12 protein-coding genes are annotated in these 16317 nt (G+C 56.2%); 5 read left to right on the forward strand and 7 right to left on the reverse strand.

Translation table 11 applies throughout. From position 1 onward, the window contains the following. Nucleotides 1-4: 4 nt before the first annotated feature. The gene (locus tag FJ426_RS05455) at nucleotides 5-1123 is read right to left on the reverse strand and encodes a glycosyltransferase (RefSeq protein ID WP_140824786.1); all 1119 of its coding nucleotides are present in this window, start codon (nucleotides 1121-1123) and stop codon (nucleotides 5-7) included. Continuing rightward, nucleotides 1120-2244, reverse strand: a complete 1125-nt coding sequence (locus FJ426_RS05460; protein ID WP_140824788.1) for a glycosyltransferase family 1 protein — start codon at nucleotides 2242-2244, stop codon at nucleotides 1120-1122. The genes FJ426_RS05455 and FJ426_RS05460 overlap by 4 nt, the downstream gene beginning before the upstream one ends. 202 nt (nucleotides 2245-2446) lie before the next feature. On the opposite strand from FJ426_RS05460, the gene FJ426_RS05465 reads away from it, so the two are divergent. The 5 genes from FJ426_RS05465 to FJ426_RS05485 all read left to right on the forward strand — a co-directional run bounded on the left by FJ426_RS05465 (nucleotide 2447) and on the right by FJ426_RS05485 (nucleotide 6768). Beyond that, nucleotides 2447-3478 carry a glycosyltransferase family 2 protein gene (locus FJ426_RS05465; protein WP_140559486.1) on the forward strand — a complete coding sequence of 344 codons (1032 nt, stop codon included), beginning with the start codon at nucleotides 2447-2449 and terminating at the stop codon, nucleotides 3476-3478. After that, nucleotides 3475-4116, forward strand: coding sequence for a class I SAM-dependent methyltransferase (locus FJ426_RS05470; RefSeq protein WP_140559399.1), 642 nt, complete (start codon nucleotides 3475-3477; stop codon nucleotides 4114-4116). The genes FJ426_RS05465 and FJ426_RS05470 overlap by 4 nt, the downstream gene beginning before the upstream one ends. A gap of 80 nt (nucleotides 4117-4196) precedes the next feature. Continuing rightward, the gene (locus FJ426_RS05475) at nucleotides 4197-4760 is read left to right on the forward strand and encodes a class I SAM-dependent methyltransferase (protein ID WP_140559400.1); all 564 of its coding nucleotides are present in this window, start codon (nucleotides 4197-4199) and stop codon (nucleotides 4758-4760) included. Then, entirely contained in the window at nucleotides 4747-5640 is an 894-nt protein-coding gene (locus FJ426_RS05480) for a hypothetical protein (protein WP_140559401.1), read from the forward strand. Before FJ426_RS05475 ends, FJ426_RS05480 begins: the two co-directional genes overlap by 14 nt. Nucleotides 5641-5760: 120 nt before the next feature. Beyond that, complete coding sequence (locus tag FJ426_RS05485) at nucleotides 5761-6768, forward strand: FkbM family methyltransferase (RefSeq protein WP_140559402.1); 1008 nt, start codon at nucleotides 5761-5763, stop codon at nucleotides 6766-6768. Between the two features lie 43 nt (nucleotides 6769-6811). Here the strand turns inward: FJ426_RS05485 and FJ426_RS05490 are convergent, their stop codons facing one another. The 5 genes from FJ426_RS05490 to FJ426_RS05510 form a co-directional block, all read right to left on the reverse strand. After that, complete coding sequence (locus FJ426_RS05490; RefSeq protein ID WP_140559403.1) at nucleotides 6812-8995, reverse strand: hypothetical protein; 2184 nt, start codon at nucleotides 8993-8995, stop codon at nucleotides 6812-6814. A gap of 143 nt (nucleotides 8996-9138) precedes the next feature. Beyond that, nucleotides 9139-12915 (reverse strand): glycosyltransferase, encoded by a 3777-nt coding sequence (locus tag FJ426_RS05495; RefSeq protein ID WP_210242325.1) that lies wholly within the window; start codon nucleotides 12913-12915, stop codon nucleotides 9139-9141. Beyond that, nucleotides 12912-14300 carry a methyltransferase domain-containing protein gene (locus FJ426_RS05500; protein WP_140559404.1) on the reverse strand — a complete coding sequence of 463 codons (1389 nt, stop codon included), beginning with the start codon at nucleotides 14298-14300 and terminating at the stop codon, nucleotides 12912-12914. The genes FJ426_RS05495 and FJ426_RS05500 overlap by 4 nt, the downstream gene beginning before the upstream one ends. Beyond that, nucleotides 14297-15523: an ABC transporter ATP-binding protein gene (locus FJ426_RS05505; protein WP_140559405.1), complete on the reverse strand. Its 1227-nt coding sequence runs from the start codon at nucleotides 15521-15523 to the stop codon at nucleotides 14297-14299. The genes FJ426_RS05500 and FJ426_RS05505 overlap by 4 nt, the downstream gene beginning before the upstream one ends. A 2-nt stretch (nucleotides 15524-15525) precedes the next feature. After that, entirely contained in the window at nucleotides 15526-16311 is a 786-nt protein-coding gene (locus FJ426_RS05510) for an ABC transporter permease (RefSeq protein WP_140559406.1), read from the reverse strand. Between the last annotated feature and the right edge of the window lie 6 nt (nucleotides 16312-16317).

Consider the following 16317-nt stretch of genomic DNA (forward strand, 5'->3'; position numbering starts at 1 on the left):
TATTTCAGCGTCGGCGGTTATCGAGTTGGTGATAGAGTTCGGCGTATGCTGTTCCCATCCTGTCAGCTGTAAAGAGGCGAACATAGCGATCGCGAGCAGCTCGCCCCCAGTTCGCTGCCTCGACCGGCGAATCGACGACCTGGTTGATGGCTTCGGCAAGGCGTGCTGGATCGGAAGGCGGTACGACCAGCCCGGTCTCGCCGGCTTTATTCACATAACTTGTTCCCGTTCCGATCTCGCAAGAGATCATCGGTTTACCGCACATCGCCGCCTCGACGAGAGAAAGCCCGTAGGCTTCCGACCTCTGGTTTGACGGAAAAACGAACCCCAGGCAGTTGTGGAGGAGCGCCATCTTGTGCCGCTCGGCCACCTCGCCGAGGAATATCACATTGTTGCGACGCAACGTCTTGGCCTGAAGCTTCAGGCGCTCTTCGATAGGCCCTGATCCGGCAATAACGATCTTGCACCTGACTTTGTCGGCCGCCTGAATCAGCACGTCCAGCCCCTTGTAGTAGCGCAAGACGCCGACGAAGAGCACGAAAGGCTCCGTCACCGCCGCTTGGCACCATCTGTGGTCGGCTTCGGTCGGCGTGGGATAATCGGTTTCATTGATGCCGATTGGGATGATCGCCGATTTGCCCTCCAAGGCTCTGAGAACGGGGCTCGATTTCAAATAGTCCGGAGATGTCGCGACGATAGCGTCCACATCCCTGAGGAAGCGCAGCATCAGCGGCCGATAAAGAGGCAGCAAAAGCCTCTGTTTGACGATGTCGGAATGGTAGGTGACGACGGTCGGTTTGCCGTGACGGGATTGAAAATGCACCATGTCCATGAATGGCCATGGGAAATGGTAATGTATGAGATCGGCTTTCCCAGCGAGCGCTCCGAACTTCCGAAAGACCTCGAACGAAAACCCGGTCGACGCCAGTTCGAAATCCAGCTTGGCTTTTCGGGCCATGTGCCCGTCGAGATGCTGCGTGTTCTCGTTCGGAGCACGGCTCAACGAGAGCACTTCGGTTTCGATGCCGTGGCTGGCGGTGCTTTGAGCGATGGCATGTATCGTCCGCTCCACCCCGCCAAAGGTATCGGGCCAGTATGTCTTGAAGAAATGCAGCACTTTCAAATGTTGGTCTTCCGTCTTCGCTCGATGGCCAGTTCAAAAATCTGAAGCATACCCTTGGCGTAATTCTCCCAGGTGAAACGCGCGGCATTTTTCTTCGCGTCCGCAGCGATCCCGTCTCGAAATTTCGCATCGACACAGAGCCGGTGAAATGCATCAGCAATTGCGGAGGGATTCTTCGGATCGACGAGCACGGCATTGTTCCCCGCGACTTCGGGCATTGACGAGGTATTCGACGTCAGCACTGGCTTGCCGAAAGATTGGGCCTCGACGATCGGAAAACCAAACCCCTCATAAAGCGATGGCATCACGAGAAACAGGCAATTCGCATAAATCGTGGCGAGCGTCGCGTCGTCGACGAAACCGGTAAATTTGATGTTTGTCCCGAGGCCGCAACTGCGGACCTGGTCGGCCAAGCCCGTTTGTTTCCAGCCCTTCGCGCCGACCACGACCAGGTCGCAGCCGGATTGGACAGTAGCCGGCAACAGACCGTAGGCCTTTATCAGGTTGCTGAGGTTCTTGCGTGGCTCGATTGTGCCGACAAAAAGCGCATAGGGCTTGACGATGCCGAGCGGTTCCAGGCTCTCGACATCACCGGGCGGCGGCAATGCCACCGTACCGGGGGCAACTGTCCTGACCGACGATTTCAGCCAGGGGAATTCGTTCGCCAAGGCAGTGGCGGTGGCCATCGAAACCCCGACTACGACGTCAGCGGTCTTCAACGCCGGCTTCATCAGCAGGCGGTCACCCATCCAGGTCCGGGTTCGCATGGTCTGCGCAGCGTGCAACCAGACGAGGTCGTGAATGGTGACCACCCGCCCGATGTGGCGGTCGAGCAGGAAGGGCAGGCGGTGCGATGGGCCCCAGAATATCTCGACTTTGTCGCGCGCGGCCCAGGAGGGCACCACGGCCTGTCCCCAATAAGTTCGGCCAACAGAACCCTTGAAGTTGGCGGTCCGCACGGAAACGCCATGCGGAATATCGTAGTCTGCGTTGATCTTGCCCGGTGCGTACAGAAAGACATCAGCGCCGAGAGCCGCCAGCGCTTTCACGGCATTGTGGACAAACCGCCCAATTCCGTCGGAGGCCGATCCTAAATTCCTGCCATCGATCCCGATTCTCAATCTTCTCTCCGGAAGCGAATTGAGCAGCGAATTGGGCAAAGGATTCCGGACATTTTTGCGGTGATAGCAGAGACAACGCTTCCAGGAGCGACCAGGCGACAACTCATTAGGAAAAAACGCCAATACACATTTCGCCGACTCCGTTGCTCAATAGTGGATGAAGTTTCCGCCGGGGGAAAACCGCTTGCGCCTCAGTCTGAGAATGGTAGATGCATGCGTATCAGGGTCCCAATTCGAGAGTACGCCGCTGCCAAAGCTGATTATCCAGATCCCTTGCTATAACGAGGCGGAAACGCTCGCGATAGCGCTGAATGATCTGCCGCGGACCGTTGCTGGTTTTGACTGCGTCGAATGGTTGATCATCGACGATGGAAGCAGCGACGAGACGGTGAGGGTTGCCGAGGAAAACGGCGTCGACCACATTGTGCGTCATACCAGCAATCGCGGTCTCGCCTATGCTTTCATGACTGGCATTGAGGCCTGCCTCGCGCGGGGCGCGGATGTCATCGTCAACACCGATGCCGACAATCAGTATAACGCGGCCGACCTGCCGGCGCTGACCCGGCCGGTTCTCCAAGGGCGTGCGGATATGGTCATCGGCTCCCGACCGATATCGGAGATAGAGCATTTCTCGCCGGTCAAGAAGCTTCTGCAGAAGATTGGCAGCTGGGTGGTTCGCGTCAGCAGCGGCACCGATGTCCAGGACGCCCCAAGCGGATTTCGCGCCATCTCGCGAAACGCGGCCCAGCGTCTTGCCGTGTTCAACAACTACACCTACACGCTGGAAACCATCATTCAGGCCGGTCGCAAGAATATGCGCGTGGTTTCGGTGCCGGTCCGCGTCAACGGCGACCTGCGGCCGTCGAGGCTGGTGAAGAGCATTCCGTCTTATCTGAAGCGCTCGATTTTCACGATCATCCGTATTTTCGTTATCTACCAGCCGGCCCGGTTCTTCGGCACGGTCGCGGCCATTCTTTTCGGCGTTGGTTTTCTGATCGGCCTGCGTTTTCTTTATTTCTTTCTGTTTGACGGAGGTAGCGGCCACATACAGTCGGTGATCCTGGCGGGTGCGCTCATGTCGATGGGCTTCCAGGCACTTCTGGTCGCCTTTCTGGCCGATGTGATAGCGGCCAACCGCAAGCTTCTCGAAGACATCCGCTATACGCAGCGCGCCACGCCAGGAGAGATCGCGCGGCTGCGCCCAAAGCGGCAGGAAAGCAGGCTGAACGGATGAAGGTAGCTGGCGGACAGGCAGAGGACGGCATCGTCATAGGCAACACCTATGACAAATACGGCACGCGGAACCTGATCGCACGTCGGATGGTCGCAGGATTCGACGGTGCCCTGTCCGGCCTGGTGGCAAAGGTCAGCCCCACCACCATCCACGAGGTCGGATGTGGAGAGGGCTATTGGGTCATGCGCTGGCTTGACCAGGCCATCGATGCGCGGGGTACCGATTTCTCCACGCAGGTTATCGGAATGGCAAAGGAAGAAGCCCGCGGGCGCGGTATGGATCCCGAGCGTTTTGAGGTACGCAGCATCTACGAGGTGATGCCCGAACAAGATGGCGCCGATCTTATCGTGTGTTGCGAGGTGATGGAGCACCTCGAGGAGCCGCAAAAGGCTTTGCAGGCACTGCAGCGCATTGCAAGATCGGACCTGATACTCAGCGTGCCTCGGGAGCCGCTTTGGCGTGCACTCAACCTGGCGCGCGGAAAATACGTATCTGCCCTGGGAAACACACCGGGCCATCTGCAGCACTGGTCGCAGCGTGGCTTCATCTCGCTCGTGTCGCGGTTCTTCGAGGTGGTTGAGGTTCTGTCGCCATTGCCCTGGACGATGCTTCATTGCCGCTCTAGGAAGGCAAAATGATAGTGCCAGTCCGTCCTTATGCAGGGTTCGGGCTGAACCGGTACCTTTTTGCATTGTGAAAAACATCCAAGGTATAGAAATTGGCTGACCAAGCGACCGAGGGAGTGCTTTCCCCATTCTTGAAGCGGCAGCGAATTGTCGCTGTTAGAGAATACATAAAAGGCCGCGTATTGGACGTCGGTTGTGGCAATGGTGCGTTGGCGGAGCTTGTTGACAGCCGGAACTATGTAGGGATCGACCTGGATCCGGTATCGATCGCGGCTGCTAGAAAGAAATATCCTTCGCATAAATTTGTCCAGGCGGAACATCTGGCCGTGGAGGTGTTCGACACCATTGCTGCTTTGGCGGTAATCGAGCACGTAAAGGATCCTCGCACTTTCTTGGCGACTTTGAAGTCGAACCTAGTGCGTGCCCCAGCGGCACGAATTGTCTGTACGACGCCTCATCCCTCAATGGATTGGGTCCATTGGGTAGGTTCTCGAATCGGTGTTTTCAGTCGAAGTGCGAACGAAGAGCATGAAGACCTGTTGGATAAAAAGAAGCTGTCGGATGCTGGACGCTCGGTAGGTTTAAAGATGGTTACCTACCGACGCTTTCTTTTTGGAGCGAATCAGGTTTTCTCGTTCACGCATGATGATCTATAAAACAATAGACAGGTTTGTTAGAGATAATATTAAAGCGCTTGGGTTCTTCTTGGCGTTCCTGGCTCTGCTTTTCGTTTTTAATAAGATAATATTGTATGGTAGTGAAATAAGTTTCCGAAACTTTGACACGCTGGATATAGTATTTCTAATATCTCTCTCACTTATATCAGGAATTTCGAGTATTCTACTTGCTTCCGGCTGGCGGGAAATTCTTGTTTATGTTGGTGTGGATCGACCATTTCGTTGGGCGGTGTGGGCTTACGCCACTTCACAACTGGCGAAATACGTTCCAGGAAATGTTTTCCAACTTGTCGGCAGACAGGCATTGGGGGTCGCCGCCGGTATCAGTAACGCCCCGCTTGCAAAGTCGTCCGTTTTGGAATTGCTGGTCATCGCAGCGTCTACGATTTTGTTTGTGCCCCTCGTGTCACCATTCGTGTTTCTAGATATTGGTTTGGCCACTAGCCTACCCCTATTTTTGATTCTTGCCGCAGCACTTCTCCTGCTGACAAGATGGTTATTCGGACCGATTCTCGCGAAGTCAGCGGCGTTCTACGCCTCTTATCTTGCTGTTTCTGGCGCAATCTTCGTTGCCGCCTACAGTCTTGCCGGTGGCTCGAGCGACCTTAGCCTCTATCCGGCGATAGTCGGTGCATATGTAATTGCTTGGCTTGCGGGGCTTTTAACTCCAGGCGCGCCGGCAGGTATCGGCGTTAGGGAAGCTGTTCTGCTCTTTCTGCTCGACGGGCTCAGCCCCAGCTCGGTCATTCTTCTGGCTGTGGTGATCGGACGAATGATCACTGTTCTGGGCGATCTTCTATTTTTTGTTGGCGGACTGATCGCCGGTCGACTGTGTGAGATAACCAATGAGCAAGGCTGAAGCCCCAAAAGGGAAAGCGCCAGCGATTCCTATCGACGTGCTCTATTGCGGCGAAACAAAAGACAGACGGTTAGTTTTTCGCTGTGCTAGACGTTTGAGCAATCTCAGGAGACGATAACAATGCTTAAGGCCGCTGCGCTCAAAATACCGCAGATCAGGAGGCTATGGCAGGATCGTGCCGATCTTTCGGCGCAACGTGATAGCCTGCTCCGGGAAAACCAGCAGTTGCGAGCGTCCAAGGAGCCGGGACCGGGCAGCGTATTCTTCCACTATAACTGCAGTTTCGATGCTATAGGCACCATGAATAGACACGCGCGGAGCGATCTGCAGCCCCACCCGTCCTACGTTACAAACTTCCTCGGCGTCAAAGTTTCACCTCGGTTTTTCCCGGGCATTCTCGATGGCAAGGCGGGAACCATCGAGCCGATACCTATCCCCGCCAACTGGCATGCAGACATAGCTGAATGGGCCGCAGCACTCAGGGCCGTTGACTTGGCCTCGGAACGCTTCCGCGTTGTGGAGTTGGGGTGCGGTTGGGGATGCTGGTTGAACAACACAGGCGCTGCCGCACGCAACAAGGGACTCACAGTCGAACTGATTGGCATCGAAGGAGATAGCGAGCATGTCGCCTATGCCCAGGAGGCAATGGCGGCCAACGACTTTTCGGAAGACGAATTTCGGATCATTCATGGTGTCGCAGCGCCTGAAAAAGGAGAAGCGCTCTTTCCGGTCGTCGAGAATGCCGGCGCATCCTGGGGCTCGGAACCGATCCTGAATGCGACGGCAGCACAGATCAAGGAAGCTTCGGTATCAGGGCAATATCAGAGACTTGATGCCTTCCCGCTGGCCGATATCGTCAGCGGCGAGCCGGTCGATCTCCTGCATATCGATATTCAGGGCGGCGAGGCAGATTTCGTCGAAGCGGCGATCAGCGACCTTAACAAATTCGTTCGCTACATCGTCATCGGCACGCACTCCCGCCAGATCGAAGGGCGAATCATGAGCACCTTTCTTAATGAAGGCTGGAAGCTCGAAATTGAGCGTCCCGCAATCATCGGATTGGTCGACGGGCGTCCACGAATTTCAGTCGACGGCGTCCAGGGTTGGCGTAACGCATCCTCCATCTGAGCTGCTAATTAGAACAAGGATTTGCACACGACGATTGCATGCCTTATTTGACCACAGACAGGGATTGAAGAAGAATGCCGAGCTTTCGAGTATCGGGACTCCCGTAAGATGCAGGAGAACGCAACTGGTCAACGCGGAAATCCAACTGCCCATTCTTCGCCAAACCCGCTCGTGGAAGTTCGACGGAAATCCGACCAGATACGTTGCAGTAATTGTGACTTAACATCACTGTGGTTCCACTACTGATTTCGACTTCGGTGCAGGTATCTCCGGGCGCGAAAACCGAAAATGTAACGCTCAACCGCCCTCCGTCCGGAATGTCGGTCATGTCGACCAGGATTGATGCTTGCTTGACGCGAGACCATGTTCCGGCCGGTTCGGGCGGGTACCAGCTGCGTTCAACGAGATAGTTGCTGCCGATTTCCCCGCTCACGAAGCTCACTGGTTTGTCCAGATCTATTGGCGGTACCGTGTTCCAGACAGATAAGGTGCCCGCCGGATCGAGGCCGTGAGCGAGCCGGATAACGGCGTAGTGCTCCATAAGGTCCGCATCATACCGATCCTCGGCATCGAGAGCTTTGGCGATGGGGGAGAGTTCTTGTTCCCGCTCATTCGGGGCCGGCCAGTCGTGAGCCGACGACAGCAGATTAATATATGGGAGAACGACGGCATCGGCTTTGCCGCTCTCAAGAACCGCCTTCACCTTCATCGCGAACTCAGGCGTAATCTTGCCCTGCTCAAAGTCGTTCATCTCATCGGGCCAATTACGCGCCGCGGCGACGAGATTCTTGTCCCCGCCCACATTGTAGGTGCGAATATCCAGCTCACTAGCGACGAAATTGACAAGGAAGTCATTGCCGGGCGGCAGAAATGCAACCGTTTCACCTCTATGGAAGTGCGATTTCCACGACGCGACCTCAGTCGCTATCTCGTTGACCACATCTCGATAGTGCCTGTATGTGTGCAGTCTAACAGGGTTGGGTATGTTGAATATCAGCAAGATCATAATCAGCGTAGCACGAGCATTCATAGACAGTTTGCCGCGTGCCAGCATTAGCACAAAGATAGCCCAACACCCGAACATTCCGAGTGCTGTCCAGCGATAGCTGGCTCGCATGGTTCTGAAGCCAGGCAGATATTGAGAAATCCATGCATTTCCGCTTTCGACCCAACCGTATGAAGCAGGCATTACTAGGCCTGCGCCGGCAGGCCGGTAGGTCAGAAATTTCACTGTTGGCCCCAGCGCCATATAGAAACCGACGATCGCAAATAGACCGAAGACCAATAGATAGAATCTTCTGTCCCTGAGCGTGAGCGCGCCGTAAAGTGCTACGATTACGACCCCGGCGCAGAATGTCGAAATGAAAGTCGACGCATCTCCGAAATAGTCATGCTCCGCCCGCGCCATGCTGAGACCAAGCATGTCTGGGATCGCCAACACACCAGATGTCGGCACGAAGAAGAATTCGAGGCTCGCGCCCCACCCTCGGAAGAAATCAATAGGTTGCGCGCCGAAGTCCGAAGTTCCCACATAGAAGGCGTAAGCGGCGTAGGATGCAGCAAACGCTAGAGCGATGACGAAGGCGCGGTAGAGCAGATCTATTTTTAGATCGCGATGGCGTCTGATCAGCGCGCAGCCAAACATCAAAGCAGTGCCGGAGGCAAACATCATGAACGTGTAGCCGTCCATAAACACGGCCACAAACGTAGCAACAACAAAGCCAAGACACGACCACGCAGAGAGGCGATCAATCGAAATCTTCATGGCCGTGAGATAATAGAACGGTAGCAGCGCAATCCCAAGCGCTACTGCCGAGTAGCCGCTATGCTGCCAGACAACTGGAAACGTGCACCATAACAAGGCGCTGAGTAGCGATGCCGGTCGTCCAGCCCCGACTGATCTCGCAAACCAGAATGCCCCTGCAAAGGCGGTCGCAAGCCACATGGCGAACACCGCTGCATAGGCGTTAACTGCAGATATCCCGATTTTCAACAACACTGCCGCGGGAAGCGCTGCGGACAGCCCAAAGGATATAGCTGCCGGCTCCGGAATTCCAAAATTATGCGCGTACAGAGACCCGTAGTTTGCGAAAGACTTCGAAAAGCCGATAAGCCAGATCACTTGCCCTGCCGTAGGGCTCATATAGCCGGGAATCGCTCCATTCGCGGCAAGGACCAGCGGAAGAAGGACAACTCCCGCCAGAAAGGTTCTCAGGCTGTTCGACATGCGCTCTTTGATCACTTTACTTTGGGATTGTCACGCTTCCAGATGGCATGAAAGACCAGTCAGAGCAATGACATGGCAGTAGGCCACCAATCATCAATGCTGCTAGGTACTCGCTGCCGAACTCTTCCTTTTCGAAAAACCTGTTAATTGCGGAATGGTTGGGCTTGTTCAATTCGCTTTGAGAGCGACGGCTCCGCTTCGGCCGGAAGCCCCCTGTCCTCAAGAATAAGGTCGAGCAACTGCCTCGCGCTCTGAGCCCAGGTTAGCCAGGGCATATTGTCAGATCGGGGATGTTGCCCCGATCTGAAGAGCGTCAGCCACTCGCAAATAGAGTCAGCCAGATCCGCACCGGCCGATCCTACGAAATAGTAAGCGTGGTCGCCGGCGACCTCCCGGAATACCGAAATGTCACGGGCGATGATCGGTAGCTTGTGCTGCGCCGCCTCGATCAGCGGCAGGCCGAAACCTTCGCCCTCGGAAGCGGCGACAAGACAGGCCGAGGCGGCATAAAGGCGTTCCAGATATTCGTCACTTACACTATTAAGCCAGAATAGGCGTTTACCATTTTCAGGATGGAGCCGCATTCGGTCGGCTACTACCTCGGTCATCCATCCCTGGTTGCCGATAATCGCCAGGTTCACAGATACTCCCTTGCCCCACAAAATATCAAAGGCGTCGAGAACCTGACCATAGCCCTTGCGCGGCTCAATGGTGCCGACCATCAGAAAGGTTGGGGTGCTCGCAATAGCATCAAGGATGCCGATGGCACTGTCGGGCAAGCCTCTGGTCGGATTGGACCGGCCGATATCGGCACCTAAATGGAAATGGCCGATTTCAGGTTTTTTGCTACCGGGCGGGAACTCCGCGGCGAAGAATTCTTCAACGTCGTCGGTCACAGCCTTCGATATCGTGACTAACTGATCGGCGACGACCAATGAGTTTACGAGCCACGCTCGATGGGTGTCGCTTCCGCCTGCCGGCCACCACTCAGGGTGTAGAACCGGGAGAATATCATAGATCAGAAACACGATTTTAACGCCGAACAATCGCATTTGGTGGAATGCCGGTGCAGCTTCTGTCGAACGGGTATCAGGATTAAGATCCAGCCCCAGGAAAATGTCGCCGGCGCAGAAAGTAACGGGTTCGTCCTCGAAGGCGTTCTCATCCCCGCCAACGAATTGCGCAGTGTAGCGCTTCGCATGGAAAAACTGGCCACCGCTCAAAAAGACCGGCTCGATGCGAAAGTCCCTATTCGGATGCGCAAACCATTCGTTTAAGACAGACCGAACTACTCGCTGGATGCCGGTGCGTAGGTCGAAAGTCCGCAGGTAGGTGATATCGATGAAAAGAGAGGCCCGCTCGCGTGTGACGGCTATACTCATGGAGATATCCGCGGCCAGTTCGGTCGGCTCAAAACCGTAGCCGTCATGCTGCGCCAACGCATCAATCAGCCCGCCAACCCCAGCATGATTTTTATGATAGCATTTTTCAATTGCTTCAGCATATCGGTCGGCACAGAGACGCGGGGTGTGATTGGCAAGCAGATAGGCTCGACCTTGTCGTCCGAGGCGCTCCCTTTCGTCTGTACTCTCACTGAGGCCATCTAGGGCCTCGCTCAACTCGATTTGGCCGAACCGATCCTTCACTTTGCGAACCGCGCGATCGTCGAGTTCAGCCGCTGAGCCGTTAGCATTTACGATCGTCGGCAGGCCCGCAGCCAAGCAGTCGAGAATAGCGGCCGAAGTCTCACCCCGCGAATTGCCGCGCAACTGGACGGCCATGTCCGCAGCGGCAAGATAGTCCCTATAAGTTTCCCGATTCGTCCAACCTGTGATCGAGACACGTCGTCCCGCCCCGCTGCCCCGAATTGCCGCTCGCAAGGATGCGTCGAATTCGTTCGGCGGCGACTCTCCGACGAAGACCAGCCTGCTATTTTTCATGCGGCCGAGCCGGGACGCAGCCCAAGCGGTAAGCAACTGATCACCGAGTTTGGTCGCCGTCAACATGCCGAAACTACAGGTGACGAACTCGTCGGTTGGGATCGATAGCCGCTTTCGCGCAGCGCTGCGACTCGGCAGATCCACAGGTGCGCGGAGCAAGGGAACATAGGACCATCGGCGCGCTGCCTCTTCGCCATAGTGTTCGAGCGCCAACTGCCTAGAATAATGGGAATGAGCAATGATCCCAAGAGAGTCGCGGATCAGTTCGAAATTGCAGGGGTACCTCCAGGCGGTCTCAGCCGTGTCGTTCATGTGAAAGCGGTGTCTCACCGCCTCGAAACCGTGACTTTCATAAAGGCTGCGGCTCCATGCTCCGGGTACACCGCCGGAAAACTCAAGATGAGATTGAATTCCACTCAGAAAAAAATCATGTAGGACTACCACACCGGGGATTTGCTTCAACAAACCAAACATTTCTCCATGAAATGGGGAGTTGCCAAAGTGGTACAGAACGCGGGCATAACGGTGGGCGTTTTCAGCGAACCATGCACTTGTGTAGACGCGGCTGTTCGCGTTCACCCATGGATCATCGACGTGAGGCTGGTCAACGATGACATCGATTTCGTAGTGGCGTGCAAGTTCCGGCAACAATTCTGCGCTGTAATCCGCGATTCCGCTGCGGCTAGGCGGCAGCGGCGACAGGTAGGCCAGCCTTGGTCGACCCCGCGGCGTTGCTGGCAATTGGGCTGAGAGGCTGCGCGTGACATGAAGCTTTTCCAGGGAATTCAGAGCGGTACACGAAGTGGCATCCCATGAAAAAAGCTCTGCGCGATCAATGGCGTTGCTGACGAGCGCCGATCGGAAGTCGGCATCGCTCAGCGCTTCCTCCATACGGGCTGCCATATCTGGCACAGAGAACGGATCGAACAGCGCCCGTTCGAAGCCTATCACCTCCGGCACGCTCGATCTATTCGCCCCGATCACAGGCGCGCCGCATTTCATGGCCTCGAGAAGGGGGAGGCCGAAACCTTCATGCCACGAAGGGAAAACGAAGAGCGCGCACAGATTATAAAGCGCGACGAGATCGTTCTCGGGGATGAAACCTGTGAGCACGAGGCCGTCGTCGGGCACTCCCGCTAGTCTTGCCATTTCCTGCAGTTCAGCCCGGGTGCTCTCTTCGACGGAGCAGACGATGGCGAGCTGGTGGCTCTTTCTTAGCTTTCTTGGAAGTTTGCCGAAGGCTCGGATCAGAGCGGGTATATTCTTGCGATGATCTATACCGCCAGTATACATTACGAACGGACGCGTGAGCCTATATTTGCTGCGCAAGGTATACTCCTGCGCCGCTTCGATCTGCATCGGCCGGAAGTTATTGTCCACCGCGGCTGAAATAGAGACAGCTTCTTCGTCGGAAAAATTGAGCCACTGAATTGCTTCCCGTCGCGAGGACTTTGAGATGGCGAGAAGCAGATTCGAGCGGCGCAAATGATCGAGTTTTGATTCGTACCACGAAGCAACGGCCGGGTTGGCGAGATAAGGATCGCGGTTGAGGAGCGGGATCAGATCGAACAGAATGGTCGCCACAGGGGCCGAGTTGGGAAGCAGTCCGATACTTGTCACAGCATCGTCCACACAGCCTTCAAATAGGCTGGACACCACGATGACATCTGGTTCGAGCGAGGCGAGAAAGGCTTCGCGCAAAAGCTCGGCCGCTTTGCGCCGTCCGGTATATTCCGGATGTAGGCCTGCGACTGACGCGGGTGCTACCCAAGTTCGGATGTTGGCCGCTGGCAATAGGCCGGAAAAATGCGTACGAATATCCGCAGCGGAATCTGGGAAGGTGCCGTTCAGGGCAAGAACGATCTCGTGCTCGCCGCGATTGCGAACTACTCCCTCAACGAAAGCCATAACATAACGACCGATGCCGCGCTTCGCATTGGTCGCCTGCGCGCCCTGCATATCGATGATGACGCGCATCATAAACTCTGTCGTTTCATACCAATCGCGCGCTTCAATTGGGCATGAATTCGGCGCCCGTGTGCCGACAGTCCACGCAACGACGGGTCGATCCCCATCAATTCGGCGGAGGATGATCCTGGCGGTGGAGCGGTTATGGGCGCTCCGGTGAGTCCGCGAGATGCCGCGAATAGACGCGCATGGGCAAGCAGTGCCGGGTTGGCCCTCAGCCAATCGATAGTGCGGGTGCGCAAACGCGGATGCTTCAGGACAAACCGCATCGCTTGCGTAGCAAATGGCCGAAACAGGTGCTTCGCACTGCTGACCGCCGCCCGCTTTAAGCCTGCTGCCTCGGAATGGAGCCGCCCAAGAATCCACGTCAGACCGCGCCTCGCTACGCTCTTATTCAGCCTAGCGATTTCTGCATCCCGCTCGGCCATGTGCCGTCGGAGGCGGGCGACTTCGGCATCCCGCTCGGCTAGGGACCTACCGAGGGAAGCTAGCGTGTCGGTGAGCGCAGTCTGTCCTGCTCTCATTAACTCCGATTGGGAGGCGAGGCTTTCGGTCAATTGCTGAAGCTGATCCGTGGTGGAGGACATCATTCCCTTGACTGCTTCCGAGTTCCTGGCGATCTCGTCGTCAGCGGAATGCAACCAACCTTTTATTTGTTCTACATCGGCGGGCATTTGCTGTGACGCAGTTTTCACAAACGCCGCAAGTGACTTGAGTTCTCCTGCCGCTGGTCCATCACGCTTTCTTGCGAGACAGGAATAGTCGCGCGCCACTTCGAACATGAGGTGAACGCTGCTCTCCATCGGCCCCGCTTCGATCATGGGCGCACCATTCAGCCGCAGAATCGCGGTTTCTGAGAAGCCGGCCTGCTCCACAAGAAATTCGAGCAGGCTCGGGGGCAGTGGGCTCTTGTGGGTCGGGTCGAGATGGAAAGTATGTGTAGCGACCGAGATATTCTCCGGATTAGGCGTTTCCAGAATAAGCACGCCATCATCAGTCAACACTCTCAGGCACTCATCCAGCAACTCGATTAAATAATCGGTCGAAACATGCTCGACCATGTGGAAGGCCGAAATGATAGCCACGCTGTCGTCCGCTTGCCCTCGAAGATATTCGATTGCGTCCTGAGGCTCGATTCTCAGTCCACGATCGACGGCTCCCTGCGCCATGCTTTCGTTGAAATCCACACCCACGGCAGTCAGGCCCGCCTCCGTGAGGATCTCCAGCCATTCGCCGCGTCCGCAGCCAAGATCGATCGCTAGATTCGGCGCATCCTCTCTTGCAGTTAGCTGAGTCAGTAGAGGCAGATAGATTTTCTGCCGTTCCTTGACGAGTTCCCGCGGCCCGCGGAACCGGTCTTCGAAGGTCTTGTACAGTTCATCAAAGCTCTTTTTCATCGGATGATTTCGAACGTATGGTCGAGACGGCTCGTTCCGATAAAGAAAGGGTGACTGGAATTGACGACTTCGAAAACCTCAACGTTTTCTATCCAGTCGAAATTGCTGTCGACGTGAACGCCTCCGGTGTGAAGAGAAACCGAAAGACCATATGAGCCCGGACCGAGAGCGCAGGAAAGGCGCAGGCGACACTCGACCTTGTCTCCAGCCTCCAGGTTCGAAAGTGCCTGCTTCGTATGCCAGGTGTTGGTTCCCCAAACAACGTGACCAGCACGGTCTCTAAGCATGAAACCCACAACTAGCTCCGGGATTGCCTCTTTCGCAACAATACTGGCTCGGATTGTCAGGCTCTGCCCGGAAAGCGCACTCTTGACCGGGGCTCCGCTGTCGCTGTCGGTCAATTCTATCGACTCAACCGTCGCCGCCTTGTTGCCGCTTCGGGTGTACAGCCATTGGCCTTTTTCGCGGCGCTGCTCCACGGTCAGCTTTTCGTTCTCTTTAGTCGCGATCAGGGCATTGTAATAGTCGATCACCTCGTCAGGCGGCCCGTCCTTCAGCACATGCCCCTTATCCAGCAGAATGACCCGGTCGCATAATGGTCTCACATCGTCTAGATTGTGGGTGACCAGAATAATCGAGGTGCCTGCCGCCCTGAAGCTGCGTATCCGGTCGAAGCTCTTGTGCTGGAAATAGCTGTCGCCAACCGAAAGCACTTCGTCGACGATCAGCACCTCCGGTCGCTCCGCGGTGGCTAGCGCAAAGGCCAGGCGCGCCTGCATGCCGCTCGAATAGGTTCGAAGCGGCTGGTCGAAGAACTCGCCTATCTCGGCGAAGTCCTCGATGTGAGGCATGAGCTCGGTCAACCGTGCCTGCGAGAGACCCATCAGCCCGCCAGCATGGAAAGCGTTCTGCCGTCCGGTGAATTCGGGATTGAAGCCGAGCCCGAGTTCCAGAATGGCGCTGACGCGGCCGCCGACATGCGCCACGCCTTCGGTCGGGCGCACCGTGCCGGTGATCAATTTCAGAAGCGTGCTCTTGCCGGCGCCGTTCTGCCCGATGAGGCCAAGCGCCTCTCCGGCCGCAAGCGAAAACGAGATGTCCCTGACCGGCCAGAATTCCTCCGTTGGCTTGACCGGCGCACCGAACCAGCCCGCGAACCTTTCGAGGTTGCTCGCATAATTCGCATAGCGCTTCGACAGATGGCTGACGGAAAGCATGGTCATGGTCACAGCACGTCGATGAGTTCGGGGCTTGCACGCCGAAAGAAGACCATCGCAAAAGTCACGCTCACCAGACCAAGGACTGCTGGTATGATCAGGCTTTCCGGACTCGGCCAGCGGTTGAACAACAGCGCATCCTGGTAAAGCGCCACCAAGGGCGCGACCGGGTTGATATTCAACACGAAACTGTACCTCTCCGGCAAGACGTTAGCCGGATAGACGATCGGCGTCAGCCAGTACCATAGCTGAAGCACGATTGTCATGACCTGCGCGACATCTCGAATGAACACGTTCATTACGCCGAGGATCACGCCAAGGCCGAAGCCGATCGCCGCAATCAAGATGATCCCAATCGGCAGCAAGACCAAAGCACGGCCCGGAATATGCCCGAGGAAAATGAAGATGATAAAGAGCGCGATGAGCAGCAGCAGGTGATTGATCAGCGCCGTGCCCCCGACGATCACGGGAAGGCACAAACGCGGAAAGGCAATCTTCTTCATCACGGGTGCCTGCTCGATGAAGACGGTCATGCTGCGCATGAGAATCTCGCTGAACAGCGTCCATGCGGCCATGCCCGACAGGAGATAGATCGGGTAGGCGGCGGGACTGTCTGTGTCCGGAAGCCGTGCCTTGAGAACTTCCGAGAGAACGATCGAGAAGATGACTGCCTGCGCAAGCGGGTGAAGGATGAACCACAGGCCGCCCAAGCGCGACCGCACGAAACGCCCTTTTAGGTCGCCTCTGATGGAGGACATGATGAAATGGCGGTACTGCCATAGGCTTCGGAACATGTGATC

Source organism: Mesorhizobium sp. B2-6-4, from assembly GCF_006441495.1.
Classification (GTDB): Bacteria; Pseudomonadota; Alphaproteobacteria; order Rhizobiales; family Rhizobiaceae; genus Mesorhizobium.